Origin of the sequence: Stenotrophomonas sp. VV52 (assembly GCF_002893095.1) — a bacterium.
Taxonomy (GTDB): domain Bacteria; phylum Pseudomonadota; class Gammaproteobacteria; order Xanthomonadales; family Xanthomonadaceae; genus Stenotrophomonas; species Stenotrophomonas aracearum.
This window is the reverse complement of record NZ_PKQQ01000002.1, coordinates 251475-276599: the sequence shown is the minus strand read 5'-3', so window position 1 is coordinate 276599 and position 25125 is coordinate 251475. Positions and strand designations below refer to the sequence as shown.

Below are 25125 nucleotides of genomic sequence, written 5' to 3'. Positions count from 1 at the left end.
ACGCAGAACCGGCGCGTTTGGGGGACAATCCCGTCATGAACATCCTGCTCAATGGCGAAGACCGCCAGCTTCCGCAAAGTGCGACCGTGTTGGACCTGCTGCTGATCGAACAGTTGACCGAGCGCCGGGTGGCGGTGGAGGTAAACGGGGAGATTGTTACCCGGAGCCTGCATGCGACCCGCGCGTTGAGCGAGGGTGATCGGGTGGAAATCGTGCACGCGTTGGGTGGCGGTTGACGGAAAGACCGCCTGGGCCGGCCAACGGCCGGCGCTATCGGGAACACGAGAGGTTCGGAACGACCGGACAGGAATGGTCGGGTTGGGCGATAATTCTTCCATGACTGCTCATTCTTCCCCCGATTCGCTGGTGATCGCCGGCAAGACCTATGCATCCCGGCTGCTGACCGGGACCGGCAAGTTCAAGGACCTGGATGAAACCCGCGCTGCCACCGACGCAGCCGGCGCCCAGATCGTGACCGTGGCGATCCGCCGCACGAACATCGGGCAGAACCCGGGCGAGCCGAACCTGCTGGACGTGCTGCCGCCGGACCGCTTCACCATCCTGCCCAACACTGCCGGCTGCTACACCGCCGAAGACGCCGTGCGCACCTGCCGGCTGGCGCGCGAGCTGCTGGACGGCCACAACCTGACCAAGCTGGAAGTGCTGGGCGACCAGAAGACGCTGTACCCGGACGTGGTGCAGACCCTCAAGGCCGCCGAACAGCTGGTCAAGGACGGCTTCGAGGTGATGGTCTACACCTCCGACGACCCGATCCTGGCCAAGCGCCTGGAAGAGATCGGCTGCGTGGCGGTGATGCCGCTGGCCGCGCCGATCGGTTCGGGCCTGGGCATCCAGAACAAGTACAACCTGCTGGAAATCATCGAAAGCGCGAAGGTGCCGATCATCGTCGACGCGGGCGTGGGCACTGCCTCGGACGCGGCAATCGCGATGGAGCTGGGCTGCGACGGCGTGCTGATGAACACCGCCATTGCCGGCGCACGCAACCCGGTGCTGATGGCCAGTGCGATGCGCAAGGCGGTTGAAGCCGGGCGCGAAGCGTTCCTGGCCGGGCGCATTCCGCGCAAGCGCTATGCGAGCGCGTCCTCGCCGGTCGACGGGTTGATCGGCTGATGACCAATCCCTTCGACAGCGCCGGCGCCAAGGCGCCGCCCAAGCCCTTCACCGCCACCGAAGGCCGCCGCGAGGTGCGCAGCTTCGTGCTGCGCCAAGGTCGCTTCACCCCTGCCCAGCAGCGTGCGTTCGACGATGCCTGGCCGCGCTTCGGGCTGGACTACACCGGCCAGCCGCGCGACCTGGATGCCACCTTCGGGCGCGATGCGCACAAGGTGCTGGAAATCGGCTTCGGCAACGGCGCCGCACTGCGCTTTGCCGCGCAGCAGGACCCGAGCCGCGACTATATCGGGCTGGAAGTGCATGCACCGGGCGTGGGCCGCCTGCTCAACGCGCTGGCCGAGGACAACGCCGACCACGTGCGCCTGTTCCACCACGACGCGGTGGAAGTGCTGGAAAAGGAAATCGCCGATGGCGCGCTGGACGAAGTGCGCATCTATTTCCCGGACCCGTGGCACAAGAAGCGCCACAACAAGCGCCGCCTGATCCAGCCGGGCTTCGCCGAGCTGCTGGTGCGCAAGCTGCGCGTGGGTGGCCGGCTGCACTGCGCTACCGACTGGGAAGACTATGCCGAGCAGATGTGGGACGTGCTCGACGCCACTGCAGGCCTGACCAACCGCGCCGGTCCGCGCGGCCAGGTGGAGCGGCCGGAGTGGCGACCGCAGACGCACTTTGAAACCCGCGGCCAGAAACTTGGCCACGGGGTGTGGGACCTGCTGTACGACCGTACCTGATCCCATCCCAAGGAACCGCACCACCCCATGGACACCACGCTGACGCTGACCACCGACATGAAGCTCGTTCTCGGGCTGGTCGGCTTCACGATGGCGATGTTCCTGTTCGAGCGCATCCGCGCCGACGTGGTGGCGCTGGTGGTTCTGGTGGTGCTGGGCGTGACCGGCCTGATCGCGCCGGAGGAGATCTTCGGCGGCTTCAGCGGTAACGCGGTGATGAGCATCATCGCCACCACCATCCTGGGTGCCGGCCTGGACCGCACCGGGGCACTGAACCGGCTGGCGGCCTGGCTGCTGCGGCGCGGGCACGGGGTGGAAACGCGGCTGCTGATGATGACCACGGCGATTGCCGGCTTGAACTCATCGTTCATGCAGAACCCGTCGGTGATGGCGCTGTACCTGCCGGTCGCGTCGCGGCTGGCGGCGCGTACCGGGCTGACCCTGCAGCGGTTGCTGCTGCCGATTGCCGCGGCCATCGTCATGGGCGGCGCGCTGACCATGGTCGGCAACTCGCCGCTGATCCTGCTCAACGATCTGCTGGCCTCGGCCAACAACAACCTGCCCTCCGGCCTGGCCACCATCGAGCCGCTGCGCATGTTCGCGCCGCTGCCGATCGGCCTGGCGCTGCTGGTCGCCTCGCTGCTGTACTTCCGCTACTTCGGCGACCGCAAGCTGGTGGAAGAAGAAACCCTGGCCAACGACGGGGTCACCCCGGCGCGGACCGAAAGCTATTTCGCCAAGACCTACGGGATCGAGGGCGATGTGTTCGAGCTGGTGGTCAGCGCGGAAAGCCCGCTGGTGGGCATGACCCTGGGCGAGGCCGAGCTGGTCCACGATGCGCCGCTGATGCTGGCGCTGAAAACCGGCAACGACACCCGCCTGGCGCCGCCGGCGGAGATGCGGATCTGGGTGGGCAGCGTGCTCGGGGTGATGGGCAGCCGGCAGCAGGTCAGCGACTTCGCGCAGAACCAGTTCCTGCGCATGTCCTCGCGCCTGAAGCACCTGGGCGACCTGTTCAACCCCAGCCGCGCCGGTATTTCCGAAGCGGTGGTGCCGCCCACCTCGGATGTGATCGGCAAGAGCGCTTCGGACCTGCGCCTGCGCAAGCAGCGCGGCATCAGCCTGCTGGCGATCAACCGCGACAAGCAGGTGATCCGCGAGGACGTGCGCAACGTGCCGCTGCGCGCCGGCGACATGCTGGTGTTCCACAGCATCTGGACCGACCTGGCGCAGGCGGCCAAGAGCCGCGACTTCGTGGTAGTGACCGACTACCCGAAGGGCGAACAGCGCCCGCACAAGTTCAAGATCGCGATGTCGATCTTCGCCATCACGATCCTGATCGCGCTGACCTCCAGGCTGCCGGTCGCACTGACGCTGATGACCGGCGTGGCCGGCATGCTGCTGACCGGGGTGCTGCGCATGGACGAGGCCTACGCCTCGATCAACTGGAAAACCGTGTTCATGATGGCCGGGCTGATTCCGCTCGGCTGGGCGATGGACAGCAGTGGCGCGGCGGCGTGGGTGGCCGGACATACCATCGACCGCCTGCCCACCGGCATTCCCGTATGGGTGCTGGAGATCGCGCTGGCAATGCTGACCACGGTGTTCTCGCTGGTGATCAGCCACGTGGGCGCGACCATCGTGATGGTGCCGATTGCGGTGAACCTGGCGTTGGCGGCCGGCGGCAGCCCGACGGCATTCGCGCTGATCGTGGCGCTGTCGGCATCCAACAACCTGATGACACAATCGAACCCGGTGATTTCGATGATCACCGGCCCGGCGAACTACACGCCACGTGAGTTGTGGCGGGTGGGTGCGCCGTTGTCGTTGATCTACACCGCCGTGGTGGTGGTAATGATCAACCTCATGTTCTGACCGACGCATTGCCGGTAGCGTCGGCCGCTGGCCGACCCAGGCGGTCCTCCACCGCTCGCTACGCCAGAACCACCTGCCCTGCTATGACCTGCACCGCAACGGTCCGCAGACGATCGCCCTTGCACGGCCCTGCGACACACTCTCCGTTGTCCAGCGAGAACGACGCCCCGTGCGCAGCGCAGACCAGGTCGCCCGCCTTGCTCTTCAGGAACTGCCCCGGCGCCCAATCCAGCCGGCGACCCGCATGCGGACAGATGTTCAGCCAGGCGCGTACCGTGTCGCCCTCGCGATAAAGCACCAAAGACTCATGGTCGCCGTCCACGCACGCTTCCACCTCGGCAAAACCCCCGTCATCAATACGTTCCAGTGCGATCAACGGGGTGGCGGAAACATCGGACACAGACATGGCAACGCGATCCAGCACAGGGAGCGCCATTCTCGCATGCCGTCATGTGACTGGCTCCAGGATGAACACAAGTGGTTGATTTCAAATGAACCAGTGTCGTGATTAACGTATTTTTCACTCAATGACAGAACGGTGTCGGGATACTGGCACCTCGCTGACTTCAGCCAAAGAACCGCCATGTACAACCGCTTCCAGTTCAACCAGTTCCGCTCCCTGTTTGCGCCGCGCAAGCCGCGCCATCCGTTGGTGCGCGTTGCGGTGGGTCTGCTCGGTCTGGCGATCCTCGCCGCATTGGTGTTCGTGGGTGTGTTCGTGGGCGCGGCGATGATCATCGCCGGCGTGGCGTGGAAGCTGCTGGCCAACCGCAAGCAGGCGGCACGTGCGGCCGACCCGCAGGTGGTGGAAGGCGAGTACCGCGTGGTGCGCAAGCAGGCGCTGCCGCTTTCGCGGTGATGGTTTTGCCCTGATTTGGCGTTGTTGCCGGCCGGCGGCCGGCACTACACTGCGTGTATCCCCTTGCTTCTGGATGCGCGCATGACTGATGTGATCCCTACGCCCGAACCTACCCGCATTCCGGTTGCGGGCGGCGGTACGTTCCCGGTGCGCCGCGTGTACTGCGTGGGCCGCAATTTCGCCGACCATGCCAAGGAAATGGGCGCTGCGGTTCCCGCGGCGGACGATCGCGGCCGCCCGATGTTCTTCAGCAAGCCGGCCGATGCGATCGTGGTCGGCCATGACGATGTCATCCCCTACCCGCCCGCGACCCAGGACCTGCACCACGAGGTGGAGCTGGTGGTAGCCATTGGCCGCGATGCGCCGGCCGGCGTGCTGCCGGTGGACCAGGCCGAGTCGCTGGTGTTCGGCTACGGCGTGGGCTTGGACCTGACCCGCCGCGACCTGCAGGCGGCGGCAAAAGCCAAGGGCCATCCGTGGGATACGGCCAAGGGGTTCGACTATTCCGCGCCGATGAGCGAACTGGTGCCGGCTGCGGAAGTGGGCGACCTGGCCGCGCTCAATCTTTCGCTGGAGATCAATGGCGAGGTGCGCCAGCAGTCGCTGCTGGACCAGATGATCTGGAATGTGCCGGAGATCCTGCACGAGCTGTCGAAGCTGTGGGCGCTGCGTGCGGGTGACCTGGTGTTCATGGGCACGCCGGCCGGCGTTGCTGCCTTGAAGCCGGGCGACCGTTTCAGCGCGCGCCTTGAAAACGTGGCCGAACGCCACGGCATCATCGCCGGATGACGACATGCGCTGCGCTATGGTGCAGCGTCATTTGATTTCGCCCGCTACAGGAGAACCCGATGGGAATGCTGACTGAGTTCAAGGAATTTGCCATGCGTGGCAACGTCATCGACCTGGCGGTCGGTGTGGTCATCGGTGCTGCGTTCGGCAAGATCGTTACCGCCCTGGTGGAGAAGATCATCATGCCGCCGCTGGGTTGGTTGATTGGCCGTGTGGATTTCTCGGAAATGGCGTGGACGCTGGCGCCGGCACGGGTCGCCGCCGATGGCACCGAGATTCCGGCGGTGGTGATCGGTTACGGCGATTTCCTCAACACGCTGGTGCAGTTCGTGATCGTGGCATTTGCGATCTTCCTGCTGATCAAGGTGATCAATCGCATCGCGCGCAAGAAGGAAGCCGCGCCGGCTGCGCCGAAGGAAGAGATCCTGCTGCTGCGCGAGATCCGCGACAACCTGAAGCAGTGATCGGCCCCGCCGTAGTGCCGGCCGCCGGCCGGCTCCAGGCGGTGTTCGGACATTCGGAAGAGCCGGCCAGCGGCCGGCACTACGGAACCCTGCCCCGGCGGGGTTCCGTGCTTATAACCATGACCTTGCGCCCATGTGCGGTGCGGGCAGGCTGCTAAGCTCGAAGGCTTACGCCCTGTTGCCCTGGAGTCCGTCCCATGCGTCGCCGCGTTCTTGCCATCGCATCTTCCCTTGCCCTGCTGGCCGCCCCGGCGTTCGCCGCGACCAGCACCACCACCCTGCCGCCGAAGTCGCTGGCCACCGCCGCCGAGCTGCGCGAGCAGGCCCTGAAGGACGACACCGGCTGGAAGGTGGTGGAATCGCTGACCACCGAGATCGGCCCGCGCATCGCCGGCAGCGAGGCCGACGCCCGCGCCGTGGCCTGGGCCGAAGCCAAGTTCAAGGCACTGGGCTTCGACAAGGTGTGGAAAGAGCCGGTGACCTTCCCGAAGTGGGAGCGCCGCAGTGAACATGCCTCGGTGACCGGCAAGCATGCGCAGCCGCTCTCGATCACCGCGCTGGGCGGCAGCCCGGGCGGCACGGTCGAGGCCGAAGTGGTGCGCTTTGCCGACCTGGCCGCGCTGCAGGCCGCGCCGGAAGGTTCGCTGAAGGGCAAGATCGCGTTCGTCGATTACCAGATGACCGCCTACCGCGACGGCCGCGATTACGGCAAGGGCGGCGCGGTGCGCAGCAAGGGCCCGTCCGAGGCGATCCGCAAGGGTGCGGTGGGCTTCGTGATGCGCTCGGCGGGTACCGACTCGCACCGCGTGCCGCATACCGGCATCACCCGTTTCGATGACGGCCTGACCCCGGTGCCGTCGGCGGCGCTGTCGGTGCCGGACGCCAACCAGCTGGCCCGCCTGGTCGCGCTTGGGCCGACCACGGTGAAGCTCAGCCTGGATTGCGGCTGGGACGGCACCGCCACGTCGTACAACGTGATCGGCGAGATCACCGGACGCAGCCTGCCGAAGGAAGTGGTGGTGATCGGCGGCCACCTGGATTCGTGGGACCTGGGCACCGGCGCGATCGACGATGGCGCGGGCGTGGCCCTGACCATGGCCGCCGGCCACCTGATCGGCCAGCTCAAGCAGGCACCGAAGCGCAGCATCCGCGTGGTGGCGTTCGCCAACGAAGAACAGGGCCTGTACGGTGGCAAGGCGTACGCCGAAGCGCACGCCAAGGACATCGCGCTGCACCAGCTGGCTGCGGAGAGCGACTTCGGTGCGGGCCGCATCTATGCATTCAACACCGGCTCGCCGAATCCGGAAGGCTCGCGCGAGGCGACCCGCCAGATTGCCGAAGTGCTCAAGCCGCTGGGCATCGAGTACAACGCCGACAAGGGCGGCCCGGGTCCGGATATCGGCCCGCTGGCGGCCAAGGGCGGCGCGTGGGCTTGGTTGGCGCAGGATGGAACCGACTACTTCAACCTGCACCACACTGCCGACGATACGCTGGACAAGATCGAGCCGGCTGCGCTGGCGCAGAACGTGGCTGCGTATACGGTGTTTGCGTACCTGGCGGCTGAGGCTGATGGCGGCTTCGGTAGCGAAGCGAAGGCGACTACGCCGCCTAACGAGTGAGGGTGACGGCGTAGAGCGGATCTTTGATCCGCTCTACGCAGCCGGGCAGGGCCCGGCTCTACCGGGCGCCTACCCATACCGTGCAGCTTGGGACGGTGTGCGGGTCGGGACGGAACACAGGGTCCTGACCCTTGCCGCGTGAGGCTTCGTAGTCGCGCAACGCCGCGAATGCCGGCTTCTGCAACAGCAGCAAGGCGATCACGTTGAGCCAGGTCATCAGGCCGACGCCGATGTCGCCCAGCGACCAGGCCACCTCGGCGGTGTTCAGCGCCGAATACAGCATGGCGCCGATGAAGCCGCAGCGGAACAGCGCCATCACCACCGGCGAGTGCCGGTTTCGCACCATGTACACCACGTTGGTTTCGGCGGTGTAGTACAGCGCGAGGATGGTGGTGAACGCGAACGGGATGATCGCCAGCGCGATGAACGACCGCCCGAAGCCGGGCAACGCCGATTCCACCGCCTGCTGCACGAAGCGCGGCCCCGCTTCCAACCCCGGCACGTTGGCGACCATCAACTGCGACGGCAGCGACGGGTCGTACACGTTGTACGCGCCGGTGGACAGGATCAGGAACGCGGTGGCGCTGCACACCACCATGGTGTCGATGTACACCGAACACGCCTGCACCAGGCCCTGCTTGACCGGGTGCGAGACTTCGGCAGCGGCGGCCGGATGCGCACCGCTGCCCATGCCGGCCTCGTTGCTCATCACGCCACGGCGGACGCCCCACTGGATGGCGGTGCCGATCATGGCGCCGAACGCGGCGTCCTGGCCGAACGCGCTGCGCAGGATGATGGCGAACATCTCCGGCACCGCGTCCAGGTTCAGTGCCATCACCACGGCCGCCACCAGCAGGTAGCCCACCGCCATGAACGGCACGATCACCTGCGCGACCTGGGCGATACGGCGCACGCCGCCGAAGATCACCATGGCCACCACGGTGCCGATGCAGGCTGCGGTGATCCAGCCGGGCACCGCCCAGGCTTCGTCCAGCGCGCTGACGATGGCGTTGGACTGCGTACCCGGCAGCAGCATGCCGCAGCCGATCACCGTGCTGATCGCAAACAGCACCGCATACCAGCGTTTGCCCAGGCCTTTTTCGATGTAGTACGCCGGCCCGCCGCGGTACATGCCCTTGCTGTCGCGCTGCTTGTAGATCTGCGCGAGGGTGGACTCCACGAACGCACTGGAGGCGCCGAGGAACGCCACGATCCACATCCAGAAGATCGCGCCGGGGCCGCCATAGGCGATCGCCATGGCCACGCCGGCGATGTTGCCGACGCCGACGCGGCTGGACAGCGACAGACTCAACGCCTGGAACGAGGACACCCCCGCTGCCGAGCTGCGGCCCTGGAACATGAGCTTGAGCATCTCCGGCAGGCCGCGCAGCTGGATGAAGCGGGTGCGCACGCTGAAGTACAGCCCGACCAGCAGGCACAGGCCGACCAGCGCGGGACTCCAGACGATGCCCAGCAGCTGGGCGACGGTCTTTTCAAGGGTCATATCGAACATGGCTCACTCCCTTGCAGCGCGCGCATCAGAAGAACATGCCCAGCGCGATCTGCGGATTGATGTAGCTGCCGGTGTTGCGTCCGGCCACGGTGAACTCGACACCGGCGATCAGGCCGACACTGGGGCTGAAGTGGTACTGCACGGCCGGCGCCAGGGTGACGTTGCGGCTGCCGGGGCGGCGCTCGTCGATGCGCTGCATGACGCCCTCGGCATCGGAGGCGTAGCCGCTCAGGTGGCGGTCGCTCTGGCGGCTGACGGCGAACTCCATCACGCCGACCCACTTCGAGTTGAAGCTGTACTCACCGGCGGCGGACAGGCCGATCAGCGAGCCGGGCGCGATGCTGCCACGGAAGCCTTCGGGCGTGCCGTAGACGCTGTGGTCGTTGATCGCCACGCGCGCCGGCGCGGGGCTGGCGCTGAGCTGGCCGCGCCAGCGCAGTGGACGGTCGTTGGGCAGCCACACCACCTGCTGCATGCCCAGCCCGAAGGTGGTGCGCTGCACGCCGTCGCCCTGGGCGTTGAGCGGGTTGCCGTCGATGCGGTCATAGCTGCCGGTCGCGTAGCGCTGGCTCAGCGACACCGAAATGGCCGGGCGGGTGCCGTCGGCGCTCGGCGCCTGCAGCAGGTACTGGACCATGGCGGTGGTGTCGCCGGCGCGGAAGCCACGGCTGCGTTCGCTGCCGGTCTCTGCACGCGAGGCGCTCAGGTTGACCTGCGCGGTGACCCGCTGGCCCAGGCCGTAAGCGATCGGCACCACGGTCAGCCAGGCGTTGCTGCGGCCGTCGCTGTCGTGGCGGCGGCCGTCGCCGTCGAAGTAGCTGTCGCTGTTGATCCGCACCAGGTACGGTTCGATGAAGAGGTTGCCCTTGCGCATGCCGGCCGGGTTGGGGGTGATCAGCGGGCCCATGAAGTTGACGCCGTCCAGCGTGCGCTTGTCGGCGGACGCAACGGCGGGCAGGCACAGGCCGGCGATCAGGGCGAAAGAAACAGGGCGCAGGGAACGCAGCGGGAAGAGCGTCATGGATTGCCTCCGGGGTGACAGGGGTGGTGCGGCAGGCCAATCCGCCGCACCGGCAATCTGCACAGGAAGCAATCTCGGAAAAATCGGTAAATCACGCGAATATCGCGTTCTGTGCGCGAGCGCACGCACGAAAATGCCTATCACGCCAACGCTCGTTTTGCCCTTGTTGGACACGCCGCAGGCGCTACAGGAATTCCATCGAAAGCGGCGAGAAGCGACGCGACTAAAGGGGGGTCGAAAACCCTGCACGCTGCGCGACGATGTCGCTTTTCGCCAGTGCGGTTACGACACTGATAAAAAAAAGCCCGGCCAGAGGGCCGGGCTACCGGGATTCGTCACACCCCACGCGGTGAGCGCCACGGACAGACCGTGATCCGGACAACGGCGCCGCACTGGGTGGGTGTCTCTCCTCACCTACGCAGTGCAGTGCCGCTCTTCACTGTGACGCAGCGCGAACGCTACGCACCATCCGAAAAATCCGAATCCGTTGTAAGCGCGACTTCATTGGAGAAGTCGATCACATCGCGTGGGGCAGCGCGCGAGTGCGTTACCCCGAATTACCGTTGCGCATACCAGTGCGACAACAACACCGCCGTTGCCGACGCAACGTTCAGACTTTCCACCGCACCGCTGCCCGGGATCGAGACCTGCATGTCGCAGGTCTGCGCCAACGCGCGGTCCATGCCCTCGCCTTCGGCGCCCATCACGTACACCAGCCGCTCCGGCAGCGTGGCCTTGAACAGGTTGTCGCCACCCTCCACCAGTGTGGCCGCGAGGCCAAAGCCGCCGGCGCGCAGTTCGTCCATCGCCTGGGGCAACGCTGGCAGCCGCACCAGCGGAACCGCTTCGGCACCGCCTTCTGCGACGCGCGCGGCCGCACCGGACAGTGCCAGGGTGGAATCGGGCGGCAGCAGCAGGCCGGCCACGCCGAAGTGCGCGGCCGAACGCAGGATCGCGCCGAAGTTGTGCGGGTTGCCCACGCCGTCCAGCCACAGCGCCAGCACGGGCTTGTCGCTGGGCAGGTCGGCCATCCACTCGGCCAGCGACAGCATCGGCGCGCGCAGCACGTCGGCGACCACGCCTTCATGGTGGGTGGTGGCGGCGAGCTTGTTGAGGTCGCCCTCTTCCACCACGCGGTAACCCACGCGGTTGGCCACGCACCACTTCAGCAGCGGCTGCAGGCGCGGGATCAGCGCTTCGGCCAGGTACAGCTTGCGCAGTGCCTGCGGCCGACGTTCGAACAGGGCCTGCACGGCATTCCAGCCGTACAGGCGCAGCTCGTCATTGCCGCGCCCCGGCGGTGGCGGGGTGCCGCCTTCGCGCGGCGGCAGCGGGGTGGCCCGCGGCGGTCGCGACGACGGGCGGCGGGCGTTCTTCCAGGGATCATTCACTACGGGACGGCTCCAGCTTGCGTTGACGCCAGAAATCGGCGTTCTTGATGCCCAGCGCATCGGGGTCGAAGATCGGGTCGATGCCGAGCTTCTTCTGGCGTTCGTAATCGCGCAGAGCCAGCAAGGCAGGCTTCTGCACGATCAGGATGGCGATGATGTTCAACCACGCCATCAGGCCCACGCCGATGTCGCCCAGTGCCCAGGCCAGCTTGGCGTTGTGGAAGGCGCCGAAGACCACCATGCCCAGGATGCCCAGGCGCAGCACCAGCACGGTCAGCGGACGCTTGCGGTTGTGGTTGATGTAGCTGAGGTTGGTTTCGGCCATGTAGTAATAGGCCATGATGGTGGTGAACGCGAAGAAGAAGATCGCGATCGCCACGAAGCCCGAACCCCAGCCCGGCAGCACGGTTTCCACCGCGGCCTGCGCGTAGCCCGCGCCTTCCGCGACACCGGCCAGGCCGGCGAACACCGGTTCGCCACCGGGCACCGGCGAATACACATTGTAGGTGCCGGCGGCCAGGATCAGGAACGCGGTGGCGGTGCACACCATCATGGTGTCGAAGTAGATGGCGAAGGCCTGCACGTAACCCTGCTTGGCCGGGTGCGAGACCTCGGATGCAGCCGCCGCATGCGGGCCAGTACCCTGGCCGGCTTCGTTGGCGTAGATGCCGCGCTTGACGCCCCACTCCACCGCCAGGCCCATCATCGCGCCGAACGCGGCGTGCGCGCCGAAGGCGCTGCTGAACACGGTGCGGAACATGTCCGGCACGCGGTCGTAGTTGAGGATCATGATGGTGATGGCCATCAGGATGAACGCGGCGGCCATGAACGGCACCACCACTTCGGCGAAGTTGGCGATGCGCTTGACGCCGCCGAAGATGACTACGCCGAGCAGCACGGCGACCACGATGCCGATGCCGAGCTTGAGCGCCTGCACCGTTTCCAGGCCCATGACCTGGCCATCCAGCGGGCCGCACAGGGCGGTGCCGCGGCAGGCGTTGATGAAGCTGTCGGCGATGGCATTGGCCTGTACGCCGGGCATCAGGAAGCCGGCGGCAATGATCGTGGCCATGGCGAAGGCCAGCGCGTACCACTTCAGGCCCATGGCCTTTTCGATGTAGTACGCCGGACCGCCACGGTAGCGGCCTTCGGCGTCCTTGGTCTTGTAGATCTGCGCCAGGGTGCATTCGACGTAGGAGGTCGACGCGCCGAGGAAGCCCATCACCCACATCCAGAAGATCGCACCGGGACCGCCGAAGGCGATGGCGGTGGCCACGCCGGCGATGTTGCCGATGCCCATGCGGCCAGCCATGGACATGGCCAGGGCCTGGAAGGAGGACACACCGGCTTCGGACTTCTCGCCCTGCACGGTGAGCCGGCACATTTCAAAGAAGCCGCGCAGCTGCATGAAGCGCGTGCGCACGCTGAAGAACAGGCCCGCAGCCAGGCACAGGAAAATCAGCGCCTTGCTCCAGATGATGCCATTGACGAACTCAACCACTGATTCCACGCGCTCTCTCCAGTCGGCGGAAAATGAAGGACGTCCCGTCGGCTGGAAGGGACCGGTCGATTCTCCATGATCGGGGGCTGGGCCGATAGGGGCGAAGGGCAGCCGGGCAGAGCCGGATTGAGGCGAAGGGCAGCCGGGCAAAGCCCGGCTCTACGGCGGTGGGCGGGACGAATACGGGCGGTAGGTCCTGGCCGCTGGCCAGGGCGGAGGCCGCACCGTTCAGGAAAGGTGGTCACGCACCAAGGCAAACCGCCGCAGGTCATGGAGCTGGCCCCGCTTGTACACCGCAGCACGGGCGCAGCCCTCTTCGCTGAACCCGTTTGCCAGCAGCACCCGCGCCGAACCTTCGTTGAAATCCAGCACTTCGGCCTGCAGCCTGAACAGGCGCAGTTCGTCCATCACCCATGGGGTGAACACGCTTACGACGCGGCTCATCCAGCCCTGCCCCCAATACGCCTGGCCCAGCCAGTAGCCGAGCTCGGCGGTGTGCGCCCGTTCGGCCAAGCCCGGTTGGGCGCCGATGCTGCCGCAAGCAGCGCCGTCGATCTCGATAGCCAGGTTGAGGGTACCCGGGCTGAGGACCCGGCCGCCAAGGAACGCCTCACCGTCTTCGCGGGTATACGGGAACGGGAAACGGTCGCGCAGCCCGCGCGAGACCGCTTCGTCGTTGGCGTGCCGCAGCAGCGCGTCCAGATCGTCGCTGCGCCAGGGGCGCAGGACGAAGCCGGGACCGTGCAGCAGCGGCGCGCGGTCAGGCATGGCCGCCTACCGATGGCGTATCTGCTTCCTGCTTCTCGAGCTCACGCGCCACCGCTTCCGGCGAACGGGTGTAGGGCGCCAGCAGCGCGTAGAACGCCGGCACGACGAACAGCGAGAGGAAGGTGGAGACGGTGACGCCGAAGATCACCACGATGCCGATGGTGCCGCGGCTGGCAGAGCCCGGGCCGCCGGCGACCACCAGCGGGATGGCGCCGACCACGGTGGCGATGGAGGTCATCAGGATCGGGCGCAGGCGCACCATGCACGATTCGACGATGGCGCGGTGTACGTCGCGGCCTTCGTCGCGCAGCTGGTTGGCGAATTCGACGATCAGGATGCCGTTCTTCGCCGCCAGGCCGACCAGCATGACGATGCCGATCTGGCTGAACAGGTTGATGGTGCCGCCGCTGACGTACAGGCCGAGCAGCGCGCCGAGCACGCCCAGCGGCACGGTCAGCATGATCACCAGCGGGTGGATGAAGCTTTCGAACTGCGCGGCCAGCACCAGGTACACCACCAGCAGCGCCATCGCGAAGGTCAGCAGCACGGCGCTGCCGGCGTTCTGGTACTCGCGCGATTCGCCCTTCCAGTCGATCTGCGCGTGCTGCGGCAATTCTTCGCGGGCGGTCTGCTGGGCCCAGGCAATGGCTTCACCGAGCGGGTAGCCCGGGGCCAGGCCGGCGCTGATGGTGATCGAGCGCAGGCGGTTGAAGCGGTTGAGGTTGCCTGCCTCGGCCACTTCGCTGAGCGTGACCAGGTTGGACAGCGGCACCAGTTCGCCACTGTTGGCACGCACGCGGATGGCGGCGAGGTCGTCCGGGCTGGCGCGGCCCTCGCGGCCGGCCTGGACCAGCACGTCGTACTCTTCGCCGTTGTCGACGAAGGTGGTGACGCGGCGCGAACCCATCATGGTTTCCAGCGCCGAACCAATCGCGGTGACCGAGACGCCGAGGTCGGCCGCACGCTGGCGGTCGATGTTGACGCGCATCTGCGGGCGGGTTTCCTTGTAGTCCGAATCCGGACCGACCAGGCCCGGATTGGCCGCCATGCGTTCGAGCATGCGATCGCGCCAGCCGGCGATTTCCGCGTATTCGGGGCCACCCAGCACGATCTGGAACGGCTGGCCGCCACTGCGGACCAGGCCGCCACCGACCTGGGTACGCACGCGCACGCCGCGAATGCCGTCCAGGCTTTTCTGCAGTTCGGCGGCCACTTCAGGGGTATCGGTGGTGCGTTCGCGCCACGGCTGCAGGAACACGCTGATGCGGCCGGTATGCATTTCTTCGCTGGCACCGAAGCCGCCGGGCACGCGCGGGTTGGCGCGCACGATGGGTTTGTCGTCGCCGACGAAGCCAGCCACGATTTTCTCCACTTCCTGCACCTGGCCGACGGTGTAGTCGTAGCCGGCGCCTTCGGGGCCGTCGATCATGATCTGGAACGAGCCGCGGTCTTCGGCCGGGGCCAGTTCGGAGGGCAGCACTTTGAGCAGCAGCGCGCTGGCGGCCAGCGACAGCACCATCACCGCGACGTAGATCCAGATCTTGCCGACGTGGGCGTCCAGCACTCGGCCGTAAGACGCCGAGACGCGGTCCAGGTTGCGGTTGATCAACCCGTGCAGGCCCTTCGGCGCCTGGCCGGTGTGCGGCTTGAGCAGCTTGGAGGCCATCATCGGGGTGAGGGTCAGCGAGACGAACGCCGACAGCGCCACGGCAGATGCCAGCGCGACCGCCAGTTCGCGGAACAGGCGCCCGGTGTTGCCTTCCAGGAAGCCGACCGGCAGGAACACGGCGACCAGTACGGCGGTGGTGGCGATGACCGCGAAGGCCACCTGCGCGGTACCGCGCTTGGAGGCGACCAGTGGCGGTTCGCCAAGGTCGATGCGCCGTTGCACGTTTTCGACCACGACGATGGCGTCGTCGACCACCAGGCCGATACACAGCACCAGCGCCAGCAGGGTAAGCAGGTTGATCGAGAAGCCGAAGGCGTACAGCGCGATGAAGGCGGCGACCAGGCAGACCGGAACGGTCACTGCGGGAATCAGCGCGGCACGGAAACTGCCGAGGAACAGCCAGATCACCACCAGCACCAGCAGCATCGCTTCCACCAGGGTGGCGTAGACGCGGTCGACGGCGGCTTCGATGAAGGTGGTGTTGTCGAAGGCGACGAAGATGTGGGTGCCTTCGGGCAGGGTCTGCCCTACCCGCTCGGCTTCGGCGCGCGCGGTGCGGGCTACGTCGAGCGAGTTGGCGGTGGAGGTCTTGACGATGCCCAGGCCGATGCCGGGTTCGCCGTTGCTGCGGTAATAGGCGCGCCGCTCGGACGAGGCCAGTTCGATCTTGGCGACATCGCCCATGCGCACGACGTAGCCGTCGGCGCCCTTGCCAAGCGGGATGGTGGCGAAGTCTTCGGGCTTCACGTAGTTGCGTTCGACGCGCAGGGTGAAGTCGCGGTCGGCCGATTCGATGCGGCCGGCCGGCAGTTCTACGTTTTCGTTGCGCAGTGCGGTTTCGACGTCGCCGACGGTGAGGCCGCGCGCGGCGAGCTGGTCGCGGTCGAGCCAGATGCGCATGGCGTAGCGCTGGCGGCCGCCGATGCGGACCTGGGCGACGCCGTCGAGGCTGGAGAAGCGGTCGACCACATAGCGGTCGGCGTAGTCGCTCAGCTCCAGCGTGTTCATGCTGGAGGAGGTCATGTTGAACCAGATGATCGGGTCGGCGTCGCTCTCGACCTTGGCGATTTCCGGCGGGCGCGCCTCTTCGGGCATGCGGTCGGCGACACGGCTGACGGCGTCGCGCACATCGTTGGCGGCCGCTTCGATGTCGCGGTTGGAGGTGAATTCGATGCTGACCTGCGAGCGGCCGTTGGAGCTGCGCGCGTTGATGGTATCGATGCCTTCGATACCGGCCAGGGCGTCTTCGAGCACCTGGGTGATGCGGCTTTCGATGACGGCGGCAGAGGCGCCGGTGTAGTCGACCGAGACCGAGACGATCGGCGGGTCGATGGCGGGCAGTTCGCGCAGGGTCAGGCGGGTGAACGACATGATGCCGAGCACCACCAGCAGCAGGCTCATCACTACGGCGAACACCGGCCGCTGGATGGAGATGTCGGAGAGCTTCATCCGGCGCTGCCCGTGGCGGCTGCAGGTGCGGCGGTGGCGCTGACCGGGCTGCGGACGGTGCCGGCGGGTGCCGGGTCGGTGGCCTTTTCAGCCGGTGCCGGTGCCGGAGCGTCTGCAGGCGCTGCGGTCGGTGCGTTGCCGGGCGTGGGTGCGGCGCTGTCTTCGACCTTCAGGCCGGGACGCAGTTTGCCGGTGCCGTCGACGACGATGCGCTCGCCGGCTTTGAGGCCTTCGCGGATTTCGACGACGCCGGAGCGGCGCGCGCCACTGACCACATCGACGCGTTCGACGGTGTGGTCGGGTTTGACGCGGAAGACGAAGGAGTCGCGGCCGACCTGGACGACGGCGATTTCGGGAATGACCAGGACCTGGCGTTCGGGACGGTACATGCGCACGTCGAGCAGCATGCCGGGGCGCAGGGCGTGGTCGCTGTTGATGAAGTCGGCGCGGACGGTGACGGCGCGGGTGCCGGGGTCGACGCGGGTGTCGATGGTGGCCACTTCGCCTTCGAAGGTGCGGCCCGGGTAGGCGACGCTGGTGGCGCTGACCTTGTCGCCCTTGGCCAGCGAAGCGAGTTCGGCTTCGGGGACCTGGAAGTCGACATGCATGCGTTCGATGTCGTCGAGGGTGGCGATGACGGTGGTGGGGGTGACCAGCGAGCCTTCGCTGACCTGGCGGATGCCGAGCACGCCGGCGAAGGGGGCACGGACGCGGCGGTCGCCGATGTCGGACTGCATTTCGCGGACGCGGGCTTCGGCGGCGTCGCGGATGGCGCGCTGGGTGTCGAGGGTGGCGCTGGCGACGAGCTGCTGGGCGGCGAGTTCGCGCTGGCGCTTGTAGAGCTGGTCGGCTTCGGCAAAGGTGGCCTGGGCCTGGACCAGTGCGGCTTCCTGGGCCTGGCCGCGCAGGGTGACCAGGGGGGTGCCGGCGGAGACCTGCTGGCCGCTTTCAAAATGGACGGCTTCGATGATTTCGCTGACCTTGGCGGTGACGGTCACCGATTCGCGGGCCTTGGCGGTACCGAGCGCCTGGAGGGTGTCGCTCCAGGCGGAGGTCTGGACGACCTGGGTGGTCACGGGGACGACTTCAGCCTGCCGGCGGGCGTTCTCGCCTTTGCCGCCGCCACACCCGGCCAGGATGACCAGGCCGAGGCCAGCTACGATGCGCGCGATGATGCGTCCCGACATGAAAAACAACCCTTGATCTTTCTTGACCGGCAAGTGTAGCCACCGGGGCTGTCGGGCATATGTGCCAAGCGTTTACCGGGCCCTTCACATCGGCGGGTGACATGCGCAATCCCTTTCGTGCTGGGGGTTTTCCGACGTGTAACGGCGTGTGTCAGCGCGTGTCGGATTGCGTCGGACGGGAGGTTTGGATCGCAGGGATGCCAGCCCGGTAGAGTCGGTTCCCAAACGACTGCCGATAGGGCCCATCGGCACGGTAACGCATGACCTCAGAACGAAAAAGCGCCTTTACCGTCCGGGTCCATGCGTCACCGTGCCGATCACCTTCCCGTGCGGTCGTTTGGGAACCGACCCTACCGGTGCACTGCCCGCGCCGTTGATTACGGGCGCGGGCACTTCCGCCGTCAGTAGGTGTAATTCACCTTCATCCACAGCGTGCGGCCCGGCTCGTTGATGCGTATCGGGTCTGCGGGGAAGCCGAAATCGGCGCTGCCGGCGAGGTTGAGGTGTTCGCTGTAGGCGCGGTCGAACAGGTTGTCGATGCCGGCGCTGAGCTTCAGGGCGTCGTTGAAGCGGTAGCCCGCATTCAACGCGAAGGTGGCGAAGCCGGCGCTGGGGCCGAGGTCGCGGGCGACGACGTTGCCCTCGCCTTCTGCCACGCGGTGCTGGTGGGCGACTGCGCGCAGGAGTGCGCCGGCACTCCAGCGCTGGCCTTCCCAGCCGCCGCTCAGGCGCGCTTCGAGGGGTGGCATCTGCGGCAGCGGGCCGCCGTCGCTGCGGTTCTCGCCCCAGGCGTAGGCCAGGGTGCCGCCGAGCTTCCAGCCTTGGCCAAGCGCGAATTCGGCACCGGCTTCGGCGCCGGCAATGCGTGCGTCGACGTTGCTGGCCTGGGCGGTGCTGCCCATCATGCCGCCGTCGCGGTAGGTGAACAGGATGTAGTCCTGGATGCGCCCGGCGTAGGCCGAGACCCAGGCGTTCATGCGCGCGTCGCGGTACTGCAGACCGATGTCGAGCTGGTTGGTTTTCTCCGGCTGCACCGCGCTGAAGGCGTTGATGCTGCCGGCCGGGCCCATGTCCGGCGAGAACAGTTCCCAGTAGTCGGGCATGCGCTCGCTGTGGCCCAGTCCGGCGTACGCGGTGAGGGCGCTGCTGTAGTCACGCTCGAACCGCAGGAAGCCGCTGCCGAGATCTTCGCGGCGGGTCTGGCCGGCGGTGGGGTTGGGCATCGGCATCATGCCCATGCCGGTGCTGGCGCGTTCGTCGGTGACTTCGGCGCGGTCGATGCGCAGGCCGCCGACCCAGCGCTGGGGGGTGCCTTCGCCCAGGGTGATTTCGGTGAACACGCCGCGGTTCTGCTGGCGGGCGTCGGTGGACCACGGCGTGAGTTTGTAGGTGTTGCGGCCCACGCCGTTGCGGCTGCGGTGGCGGCTGTCCGGGGCGTCGATACCGGCGACGATGGCGATGTCCTGCCAGCGCCATTCCGAGGCGATGCGCCCGCCGGTGGTGCGGCGATCCACGTTCGAGGCCATCGGCATCGGCATGCTGCTGTCCGGATTCGGATCGCGCAGGGTGTAGTTGTCCATGACGTGGTCGGCGTCGTTGTAGTAGACGTTGGCCTGCAGTTTGTCCCACGCGCCGGGCAGGTTGCCGCGTTCGAAGCGGGCGGCGTAGCTGGTGCGCTTGAAGGCGGCGCCGTCCATGCCGCGACCGGCGTAGCGTGCCAGTGCGTCGCCGGTTCCGGCGGAGAGTTCCAGCACAGTGTCGGCGTCCGGGGTCCAGCCGACGGCGACGTCGCTGTTCCACTTGCGCCATTTCGAGGGGACCACGTCGCCGTTGCCGTCCTTGTAGTCGTCGGCTTCGGAGCGGTTGCCGTTGACCCGTACGTAGCCCTGCGAAGCACCGGCGGTGAGGTCGAGGACCTGGTCGTTGCGGTTGCGCGAGCCGACCAGCGCGCTGGCGTCGAGGTCGACGCCGGGTGCGTCGAAGCGCGGGGTGTCGCGCTCGAAACGCACGGTGCCGGCCGAGGCGCCTGCGCCCCAGCGCACGCTCTGCGGGCCCTTGATGATGGTGAGGCGGTCGAAGGTTTCCGGTGCGATGTAGGACAGCGGGTTGTCCATGCGCGAGGGGCAGGCACCGATCAGGTTGCCTTCGTTGCTGACGATGTTCAGGCGCGAACCGAACATGCCGCGCAGTACCGGGTCGCCATTGGTGCCGCCGTTGCGGATGGCGGCGAAGCCGGGCACGGTCTTGAGGTAGTCGGCCCCGTCGCTGGCCGGGACCGGCTGGCGTGGCAGGCGTGGGTCGGTCACCCAGTGCAGCGGCGAGGACGGCGCGGTGGCGGTAACCACCATCGTGTCGAGGGTGCGGGCATCGTCGCGTTCGGCGGCGTGCAGGGGTAGCGCGGCCAGCGCCAGGGACAACGAAACAGACAGGCGCGTCACTGCGCCCGCGCTGCGGGAAACAAGCATCATGTTGGAACTCCGGAAAACGCACAGGCGCACGACGCCATTACGGCGTCGCGCGGCAGGGAAAGATGTCGGCGGTTTCAGGCGTAAAGCGGAGGACCACGCGCGGCGTGGGCGGGCCAGCGGACGCTTCGCGGCGTGGCGACAGTGCGCGGCACCGGTGGTGCAGACAGTTGCAGGGCATGCAGCAACACGACCAGCACGGCCAGCCACGGCATCAGCCGCGAGGCCATCATGCAGTATTCGCAGGCCTCGCCATGCCCGGCATGGGGATCGACGGGAGGCTTCGGCGCGGGTTCGGTCGCTGCCACCGGCGACGTCGACGGGGTGTGCGTGGACATCGCCTGCATCGAGGTGTCGTGCATGGCCATGTCGTGGTGGGCCATGCCGTGATGATCCATCGCGGGGGGCGGCGTTGCGGCGGGTTCGTCCGCGACAATGGCGGCGGCCATCACGTGGGCCATGCCGCCAGGCATCAGCATCACCTGCGGCCCCTGCGCCTGCTGCCAGCGGCTGACCAGCGGGGCCAACGCCATCAGCAGCGTCGCCAGGAAGGCGAGCTGGAGCAGAGCGGCGTACGGGGCGCGGCGACGGTTCACGGCGACATCATAGCGCCCGACATTCGCGGGGGCCTCAGTATTTCGTGCGACCAACCGTCGCAGCGGGCATGTCTAGACGGTGATGGTCTGCGTCAACGATTCCCACGTCGGCGGTACCGGCCAATCGGCTTCCTGGTTCCCGTCGATCACGCGCCTCAAATCCCGTGTATCGATCTGCGGGGCCAGCACATGCACCAGCTCCAGCGCGTAATCACGCAGCACCCGGTCGCGCGGCAGCACCGCCCAGGCAATGCATTCGTCGATCGGGACCGGGGCCGGCCACGAACGCAGGTCTTCATCCCCCGCATTCACCGCCATCTCCGCCAGCAGGCCCACGCCCAGGCCGGTGCGCACGTAGGTCTTGATCAGGTCCGCGTCCAGCGCGGTCAGGGCGATGTCCGGGATCAGGCCGGAGGCAGCAAAGGCGCGCTGCAGCGAGGAGCTGCCACGGGTGGAGGACTCGTAGCTGATCAGCGGCTGGGTCGACAGCGCCTCCAGGTCCGGCGCCGCGCCCGGGCGGTCCAGCGCGTGCCCGCGCGGCACCAGCACCAGCCGCCGCCAGCGGTACAGCGGAATGGCGATGCCAGCCGTGGGTTCGGCACCGGCGGTGCTGATGATGGCGATGTCCGCATCGCCCTGGCTGAGCAGGTCCAGCGCATCGCTTTCGGCAGCCTGCTGCAGGTGCACGCTGACCTGCGGGTAGGCCTGCTTGATGCGCGCCACCGCCGGCGGCAGCACGAAGCGCGCCTGGGTGTGGGTGGTGGTCAGGACCAGCTGGCCCTGGCTTTCGCGGCGCTGGTTGGCGGCATAGGTGCGGATGTTGTTGGCTTCTGCCAGCACCGCGCGGGCGCGGCCGATCACCTCGACCCCGGCCGGGGTCACCGCTTCCAGGCTGCGGCCCTTGCGCACGAACAGCAGGAAGCCCAGTTCATCTTCCAACTGCTTGAGTTGCTTGGACAGCCCCGGCTGGGTGGCATGCACCCGCGACGCGGCCAGGGTGATGTTGAGCTCGGCGTCGGCAATGGCGACCAGGTAACGGAGTTGGGTCAGCGTCATGGGCGTGCGCACGGCAGGAAGGAAGGGGTCAGGCCGACTGTAAGGCAGTTGCCGTCACCAGCTTATAACCAAACGTTGTTTAAGAAGGTAATCAGGTGATTTCGCGTGGTCATATGCGGGCGCTACGGTCTGGCGGAGACCCGGTGGCGCGCCGTGCGCGAATGCCGCCTGCGCCCTTTCTGCCACCCTCCTGCGGAGCGTTCCCATGGCCCTGTACAACTCGATCCTGGACACCATCGGCAACACCCCGGTTGTCCGCCTCAACCGCATTGCGCCCGACCACGTCACCCTGTATGCCAAGGTCGAATCGTTCAATCCCGGCGGTTCAGTGAAAGACCGCCTGGCGCTGGCGATCATCCTGGACGCCGAAGCGCGCGGGGTGCTCAAGCCCGGCGACACGATCATTGAAGCGACCTCCGGCAACACCGGAGTGGCGCTGGCCATGGTCGCAGCCGCGCGCGGCTACAAGTTCGTGGCGACCATGGTGGAGACCTTCTCCATCGAGCGCCGCAAGCTGATGCGCGCCTACGGTGCCAAGGTGATCCTGACCCCGGCGGCCGAGCGCGGCTCGGGCATGGTGCGGCGCGCGGCCGAGCTGGCCCAGGAGCATGGCTGGTTCCTGGCCAGCCAGTTCACCAACCCCGCCAACCCGGCCTACCACCGCAACACCACCGCCGCCGAGATCCTGCGCGACTTTGCCGGCAAGCAGCTGGACTACTTCGTGACCGGCTGGGGCACCGGTGGCACCCTCACCGGCGTCGGTGAAGTGCTGAAGGTGGCCCGCCCCGAGACCCGCATCATCGCCACGGAGCCGGAAGGCGCGGCACTGCTTGGCGGCGCCGAATGGAAACCGCACAAGATCCAGGGCTGGACCCCGGACTTCGTGCCGGACGTGCTCAACCGTGGGGTGTTCGACGAGCTGCTGAGCATCGACGATGCGCGCGCGATCGAGACCTCGCGGCGGCTGGCGGCCGAGGAAGGGATCTTCGTCGGCATCTCGGCCGGCGCCACGGTGGCCAGTGCACTGGACGTGGCGGCCAAGGCCGCGCCGGGCAGCGTGCTGCTGGCGATGCTGCCCGACACCGGCGAGCGCTACTTCTCCACGCCACTGTTTGCCGACATCAACGAGGGCTCGGACGACGAGTGGCTGGCCGGCCTGCCCTGAATCGGGCATTCCTTGCTGAATGCGACACGCCGGGTCGCATGGCCTGAGACGATGATGACGCAACCTTGATGCCCTGGCCGCCACCTTATGAGGCGGCAGATACAAGGAGCGGCACGCATGAAGATCGAAGTGTGGCAGGGCGACATCACGACCCTGGCGGTGGATGCGATCGTCAATGCGGCCAACGAATCCCTGCTCGGGGGTGGCGGCGTGGATGGCGCGATCCATCGCGCCGCCGGTCCGCAGTTGCTGGCCGAATGCGCGGCGCTGCCAGAGATCCGGCCGGGCATGCGCTGCCCGACCGGCGAAGTGCGGGCCACCGCTGGTTACCTGTTGCCGGCGAAGCACGTACTGCACACGGTGGGGCCGGTCTGGCAGGACGGCCAGCGCGACGAGCCGGCGCTGCTGGCCAACTGCTACTGGAAATCGCTGCAGCTGGCCGAAACGCTGGGCCTGCGTTCGATCGCGTTCCCGGCGATCAGCTGCGGGGTGTTCGGATATCCGCTCCACCAGGCCGCACGCATTGCGGCGACCGAAACGCTGGCGTGGCAGCGTTCGCACCGGGAACCGCAGCGGATCATCCTGGTGGCCTACAACGCGGCGACCTTCAAGGCGTACCACCAGGCGCTGGTGGAGTCGGGACAACCGCTGGATTTACCGGCAACCGCATAAAAAAACGCCGGCATTGCTGCCGGCGTTTTTCATTTCGCGGTGGCGGCGTGGATCAGCCGTTCCACTTGCCCAGTGCAGCCTGGCCGTTTTCCTTGGCGCGGTCGTACACGGTCTGCTGTGCCTTGGCGACGTTGGCCTTGGTGTCCTTGGCCCACAGCTTCAGCGCGGCCTGCTGCATGGCGCGGCCGTAGGAGAAGCTCAGCGGCCACGGCAGGTTGCCCATCTGGTTCATGGCATTGAGGTGGGCGGTGGACTGCTCGTCGCTCTGGCCGCCGGACAGGAACACCACGCCCGGCAGGATCGCCGGCACGGTGCTCTTGAGGCACATCACGGTGGATTCGGCGACTTCCTCGACGTCGGCCTGCTCGTCGCAGCCCTTGCCGGAGATGACCATCGAGGCCTTCAGGATGGTGCCTTCCAGCAGCACGTTCTGCTGGTACAGCGCGTCGAACAGCGAGCGCAGGGTGGCTTCGGTGACTTCGTAGCAGGTTTCGATGTCGTGGTCGCCATCCATGATGACTTCCGGCTCGACCATCGGCACCAGGCCGCATTCCTGGCACAGCGCGGCATAACGGGCCAGCGCGTGCGCGTTGGACTCGATGCAGGTGCCCGACGGGATGCTCTCGCCGATGTTGATCACCGCACGCCACTTGGCGAAGCGCGCACCCAGCTTGTAGTACTCCTGCAGGCGCTCACGCAGGCCGTCGAGGCCTTCGGTGACCATCTCGCCCGGGCAGCCGGCCAGCGGGTGTGCACCCTTGTCGACCTTGATGCCCGGAATCATGCCGTGGTCGGCCATGTACTTGGCGAACGGCACGCCGTCCTTGGTCGACTGGCGGATGGTTTCGTCGTACAGGATCGCGCCGGAGATGTGCTCGTTGAGCTTCGGCGTGGTCAGCAGCAGCTCGCGGTAGGCACGACGGTTCTCTTCGGTGTTCTCGATGCCCACGCTGGCGAAGCGCTTGGCGATGGTACCGGTGGATTCGTCGATGGCGATGATGCCCTTGCCCGGGGCGACCATGGCCTGGGCGGTTTCGGCCAGCTGTTCGATGCTCATGTATTTCCTGTGGCGGGTGCGGGAAAAACACGATTATAGCCGGGGGCTTCCGTGAACTGGCTGTCCACGGAGTTTGGAACCGGTTTCAGCCGGGCGGAGCCCGGCTCTACGCCGTGCGACATCCGTAGAGCCGGGCTCTGCCCG

At 67.2% G+C, this 25125-nt stretch carries 22 protein-coding genes; 10 read left to right on the top strand and 12 right to left on the bottom strand.

Going from position 1 to position 25125, the window contains the following annotated elements; all coding sequences use genetic code 11:
* Positions 1 to 35 precede the first annotated feature (35 nt).
* The 4 genes from thiS (at position 36) to C2U58_RS07230 (ending at position 3740) form a co-directional block, all read left to right on the top strand.
* Complete coding sequence (gene thiS / locus C2U58_RS07245) at positions 36 to 236, top strand: sulfur carrier protein ThiS (RefSeq protein ID WP_102945213.1); 201 nt, start codon at positions 36 to 38, stop codon at positions 234 to 236.
* A gap of 100 nt (positions 237 to 336) precedes the next feature.
* Entirely contained in the window at positions 337 to 1131 is a 795-nt protein-coding gene (locus tag C2U58_RS07240) for a thiazole synthase (RefSeq protein WP_070207480.1), read from the top strand.
* Entirely contained in the window at positions 1131 to 1865 is a 735-nt protein-coding gene (trmB, locus tag C2U58_RS07235; RefSeq protein WP_102945212.1) for a tRNA (guanosine(46)-N7)-methyltransferase TrmB, read from the top strand. Before C2U58_RS07240 ends, trmB begins: the two co-directional genes overlap by 1 nt.
* 27 nt (positions 1866 to 1892) lie before the next feature.
* Complete coding sequence (locus C2U58_RS07230) at positions 1893 to 3740, top strand: SLC13 family permease (protein WP_102945211.1); 1848 nt, start codon at positions 1893 to 1895, stop codon at positions 3738 to 3740.
* 58 nt (positions 3741 to 3798) lie between these two features.
* On the opposite strand, the gene C2U58_RS07225 is transcribed toward C2U58_RS07230, so the two are convergent.
* Complete coding sequence (locus C2U58_RS07225) at positions 3799 to 4146, bottom strand: Rieske (2Fe-2S) protein (RefSeq protein WP_102945457.1); 348 nt, start codon at positions 4144 to 4146, stop codon at positions 3799 to 3801.
* A 177-nt stretch (positions 4147 to 4323) separates the two neighbouring features.
* On the opposite strand from C2U58_RS07225, the gene C2U58_RS07220 reads away from it, so the two are divergent.
* The 4 genes from C2U58_RS07220 (at position 4324) to C2U58_RS07205 (ending at position 7471) form a co-directional block, all read left to right on the top strand.
* Positions 4324 to 4599 carry a hypothetical protein gene (locus tag C2U58_RS07220; protein WP_070207477.1) on the top strand — a complete coding sequence of 92 codons (276 nt, stop codon included), beginning with the start codon at positions 4324 to 4326 and terminating at the stop codon, positions 4597 to 4599.
* An 81-nt stretch (positions 4600 to 4680) separates the two neighbouring features.
* Entirely contained in the window at positions 4681 to 5388 is a 708-nt protein-coding gene (locus C2U58_RS07215; RefSeq protein ID WP_102945210.1) for a fumarylacetoacetate hydrolase family protein, read from the top strand.
* A gap of 59 nt (positions 5389 to 5447) precedes the next feature.
* Positions 5448 to 5852, top strand: coding sequence for a large-conductance mechanosensitive channel protein MscL (gene mscL, locus C2U58_RS07210; RefSeq protein ID WP_102945209.1), 405 nt, complete (start codon positions 5448 to 5450; stop codon positions 5850 to 5852).
* A gap of 197 nt (positions 5853 to 6049) precedes the next feature.
* Positions 6050 to 7471 carry a M28 family peptidase gene (locus C2U58_RS07205; protein ID WP_102945208.1) on the top strand — a complete coding sequence of 474 codons (1422 nt, stop codon included), beginning with the start codon at positions 6050 to 6052 and terminating at the stop codon, positions 7469 to 7471.
* A gap of 58 nt (positions 7472 to 7529) precedes the next feature.
* On the opposite strand, the gene C2U58_RS07200 is transcribed toward C2U58_RS07205, so the two are convergent.
* The 10 genes from C2U58_RS07200 to C2U58_RS07155 form a co-directional block, all read right to left on the bottom strand.
* Entirely contained in the window at positions 7530 to 8975 is a 1446-nt protein-coding gene (locus C2U58_RS07200) for an alanine/glycine:cation symporter family protein (protein ID WP_102945456.1), read from the bottom strand.
* A 34-nt stretch (positions 8976 to 9009) separates the two neighbouring features.
* Positions 9010 to 10005, bottom strand: a complete 996-nt coding sequence (locus C2U58_RS07195; protein ID WP_102945207.1) for a hypothetical protein — start codon at positions 10003 to 10005, stop codon at positions 9010 to 9012.
* Between the two features lie 557 nt (positions 10006 to 10562).
* The gene (locus C2U58_RS07190; RefSeq protein WP_253256689.1) at positions 10563 to 11336 is read right to left on the bottom strand and encodes a TrmH family RNA methyltransferase; all 774 of its coding nucleotides are present in this window, start codon (positions 11334 to 11336) and stop codon (positions 10563 to 10565) included.
* 52 nt (positions 11337 to 11388) lie between these two features.
* Complete coding sequence (locus tag C2U58_RS07185; protein ID WP_102945205.1) at positions 11389 to 12906, bottom strand: alanine/glycine:cation symporter family protein; 1518 nt, start codon at positions 12904 to 12906, stop codon at positions 11389 to 11391.
* A gap of 219 nt (positions 12907 to 13125) precedes the next feature.
* Positions 13126 to 13665, bottom strand: a complete 540-nt coding sequence (locus C2U58_RS07180; RefSeq protein ID WP_102945204.1) for a GNAT family protein — start codon at positions 13663 to 13665, stop codon at positions 13126 to 13128.
* Positions 13658 to 16783, bottom strand: coding sequence for an efflux RND transporter permease subunit (locus C2U58_RS07175; protein ID WP_102945203.1), 3126 nt, complete (start codon positions 16781 to 16783; stop codon positions 13658 to 13660). The genes C2U58_RS07180 and C2U58_RS07175 overlap by 8 nt, the downstream gene beginning before the upstream one ends.
* Positions 16780 to 17970: an efflux RND transporter periplasmic adaptor subunit gene (locus tag C2U58_RS07170; RefSeq protein ID WP_102945202.1), complete on the bottom strand. Its 1191-nt coding sequence runs from the start codon at positions 17968 to 17970 to the stop codon at positions 16780 to 16782. Before C2U58_RS07170 ends, C2U58_RS07175 begins: the two co-directional genes overlap by 4 nt.
* Positions 17971 to 18371: 401 nt before the next feature.
* The gene (locus tag C2U58_RS07165) at positions 18372 to 20438 is read right to left on the bottom strand and encodes a TonB-dependent copper receptor (RefSeq protein ID WP_102945201.1); all 2067 of its coding nucleotides are present in this window, start codon (positions 20436 to 20438) and stop codon (positions 18372 to 18374) included.
* A 74-nt stretch (positions 20439 to 20512) separates the two neighbouring features.
* Positions 20513 to 20968: a DUF2946 family protein gene (locus C2U58_RS07160; RefSeq protein WP_146033439.1), complete on the bottom strand. Its 456-nt coding sequence runs from the start codon at positions 20966 to 20968 to the stop codon at positions 20513 to 20515.
* 135 nt (positions 20969 to 21103) lie between these two features.
* The gene (locus C2U58_RS07155; RefSeq protein ID WP_102945199.1) at positions 21104 to 22087 is read right to left on the bottom strand and encodes a LysR family transcriptional regulator; all 984 of its coding nucleotides are present in this window, start codon (positions 22085 to 22087) and stop codon (positions 21104 to 21106) included.
* 205 nt (positions 22088 to 22292) lie between these two features.
* Between C2U58_RS07155 and cysK the strand changes: the two genes are divergently transcribed.
* Both cysK and C2U58_RS07145 read left to right on the top strand, forming a co-directional pair.
* On the top strand, positions 22293 to 23252 hold the full coding sequence (cysK, locus tag C2U58_RS07150; protein ID WP_070209035.1) for a cysteine synthase A: 960 nt from the start codon (positions 22293 to 22295) through the stop codon (positions 23250 to 23252).
* Positions 23253 to 23369: 117 nt separating this feature from the next.
* Positions 23370 to 23924, top strand: a complete 555-nt coding sequence (locus C2U58_RS07145; protein WP_102945198.1) for an O-acetyl-ADP-ribose deacetylase — start codon at positions 23370 to 23372, stop codon at positions 23922 to 23924.
* A 52-nt stretch (positions 23925 to 23976) separates the two neighbouring features.
* On the opposite strand, the gene C2U58_RS07140 is transcribed toward C2U58_RS07145, so the two are convergent.
* Positions 23977 to 24981: a class I fructose-bisphosphate aldolase gene (locus C2U58_RS07140; RefSeq protein ID WP_017356577.1), complete on the bottom strand. Its 1005-nt coding sequence runs from the start codon at positions 24979 to 24981 to the stop codon at positions 23977 to 23979.
* Positions 24982 to 25125 lie beyond the last annotated feature (144 nt).

Bases quoted from the DNA above. Each gene is read 5' to 3' on its own strand.
- thiS (WP_102945213.1), top strand. From the start codon at position 36: ATGAACATCCTGCTCAATGGCGAAGACCGCCAGCTTCCGCAAAGTGCG.
- C2U58_RS07240 (WP_070207480.1), top strand. From the start codon at position 337: ATGACTGCTCATTCTTCCCCCGATTCGCTGGTGATCGCCGGCAAGACC.
- trmB (WP_102945212.1), top strand. From the start codon at position 1,131: ATGACCAATCCCTTCGACAGCGCCGGCGCCAAGGCGCCGCCCAAGCCC.
- C2U58_RS07230 (WP_102945211.1), top strand. From the start codon at position 1,893: ATGGACACCACGCTGACGCTGACCACCGACATGAAGCTCGTTCTCGGG.
- C2U58_RS07225 (WP_102945457.1), bottom strand. From the start codon at position 4,146: ATGTCTGTGTCCGATGTTTCCGCCACCCCGTTGATCGCACTGGAACGT.
- C2U58_RS07220 (WP_070207477.1), top strand. From the start codon at position 4,324: ATGTACAACCGCTTCCAGTTCAACCAGTTCCGCTCCCTGTTTGCGCCG.
- C2U58_RS07215 (WP_102945210.1), top strand. From the start codon at position 4,681: ATGACTGATGTGATCCCTACGCCCGAACCTACCCGCATTCCGGTTGCG.
- mscL (WP_102945209.1), top strand. From the start codon at position 5,448: ATGGGAATGCTGACTGAGTTCAAGGAATTTGCCATGCGTGGCAACGTC.
- C2U58_RS07205 (WP_102945208.1), top strand. From the start codon at position 6,050: ATGCGTCGCCGCGTTCTTGCCATCGCATCTTCCCTTGCCCTGCTGGCC.
- C2U58_RS07200 (WP_102945456.1), bottom strand. From the start codon at position 8,975: ATGACCCTTGAAAAGACCGTCGCCCAGCTGCTGGGCATCGTCTGGAGT.
- C2U58_RS07195 (WP_102945207.1), bottom strand. From the start codon at position 10,005: ATGACGCTCTTCCCGCTGCGTTCCCTGCGCCCTGTTTCTTTCGCCCTG.
- C2U58_RS07180 (WP_102945204.1), bottom strand. From the start codon at position 13,665: ATGCCTGACCGCGCGCCGCTGCTGCACGGTCCCGGCTTCGTCCTGCGC.
- C2U58_RS07175 (WP_102945203.1), bottom strand. From the start codon at position 16,783: ATGAAGCTCTCCGACATCTCCATCCAGCGGCCGGTGTTCGCCGTAGTG.
- C2U58_RS07170 (WP_102945202.1), bottom strand. From the start codon at position 17,970: ATGTCGGGACGCATCATCGCGCGCATCGTAGCTGGCCTCGGCCTGGTC.
- C2U58_RS07165 (WP_102945201.1), bottom strand. From the start codon at position 20,438: ATGATGCTTGTTTCCCGCAGCGCGGGCGCAGTGACGCGCCTGTCTGTT.
- C2U58_RS07160 (WP_146033439.1), bottom strand. From the start codon at position 20,968: ATGGCGTTGGCCCCGCTGGTCAGCCGCTGGCAGCAGGCGCAGGGGCCG.
- C2U58_RS07155 (WP_102945199.1), bottom strand. From the start codon at position 22,087: ATGACGCTGACCCAACTCCGTTACCTGGTCGCCATTGCCGACGCCGAG.
- cysK (WP_070209035.1), top strand. From the start codon at position 22,293: ATGGCCCTGTACAACTCGATCCTGGACACCATCGGCAACACCCCGGTT.
- C2U58_RS07145 (WP_102945198.1), top strand. From the start codon at position 23,370: ATGAAGATCGAAGTGTGGCAGGGCGACATCACGACCCTGGCGGTGGAT.
- C2U58_RS07140 (WP_017356577.1), bottom strand. From the start codon at position 24,981: ATGAGCATCGAACAGCTGGCCGAAACCGCCCAGGCCATGGTCGCCCCG.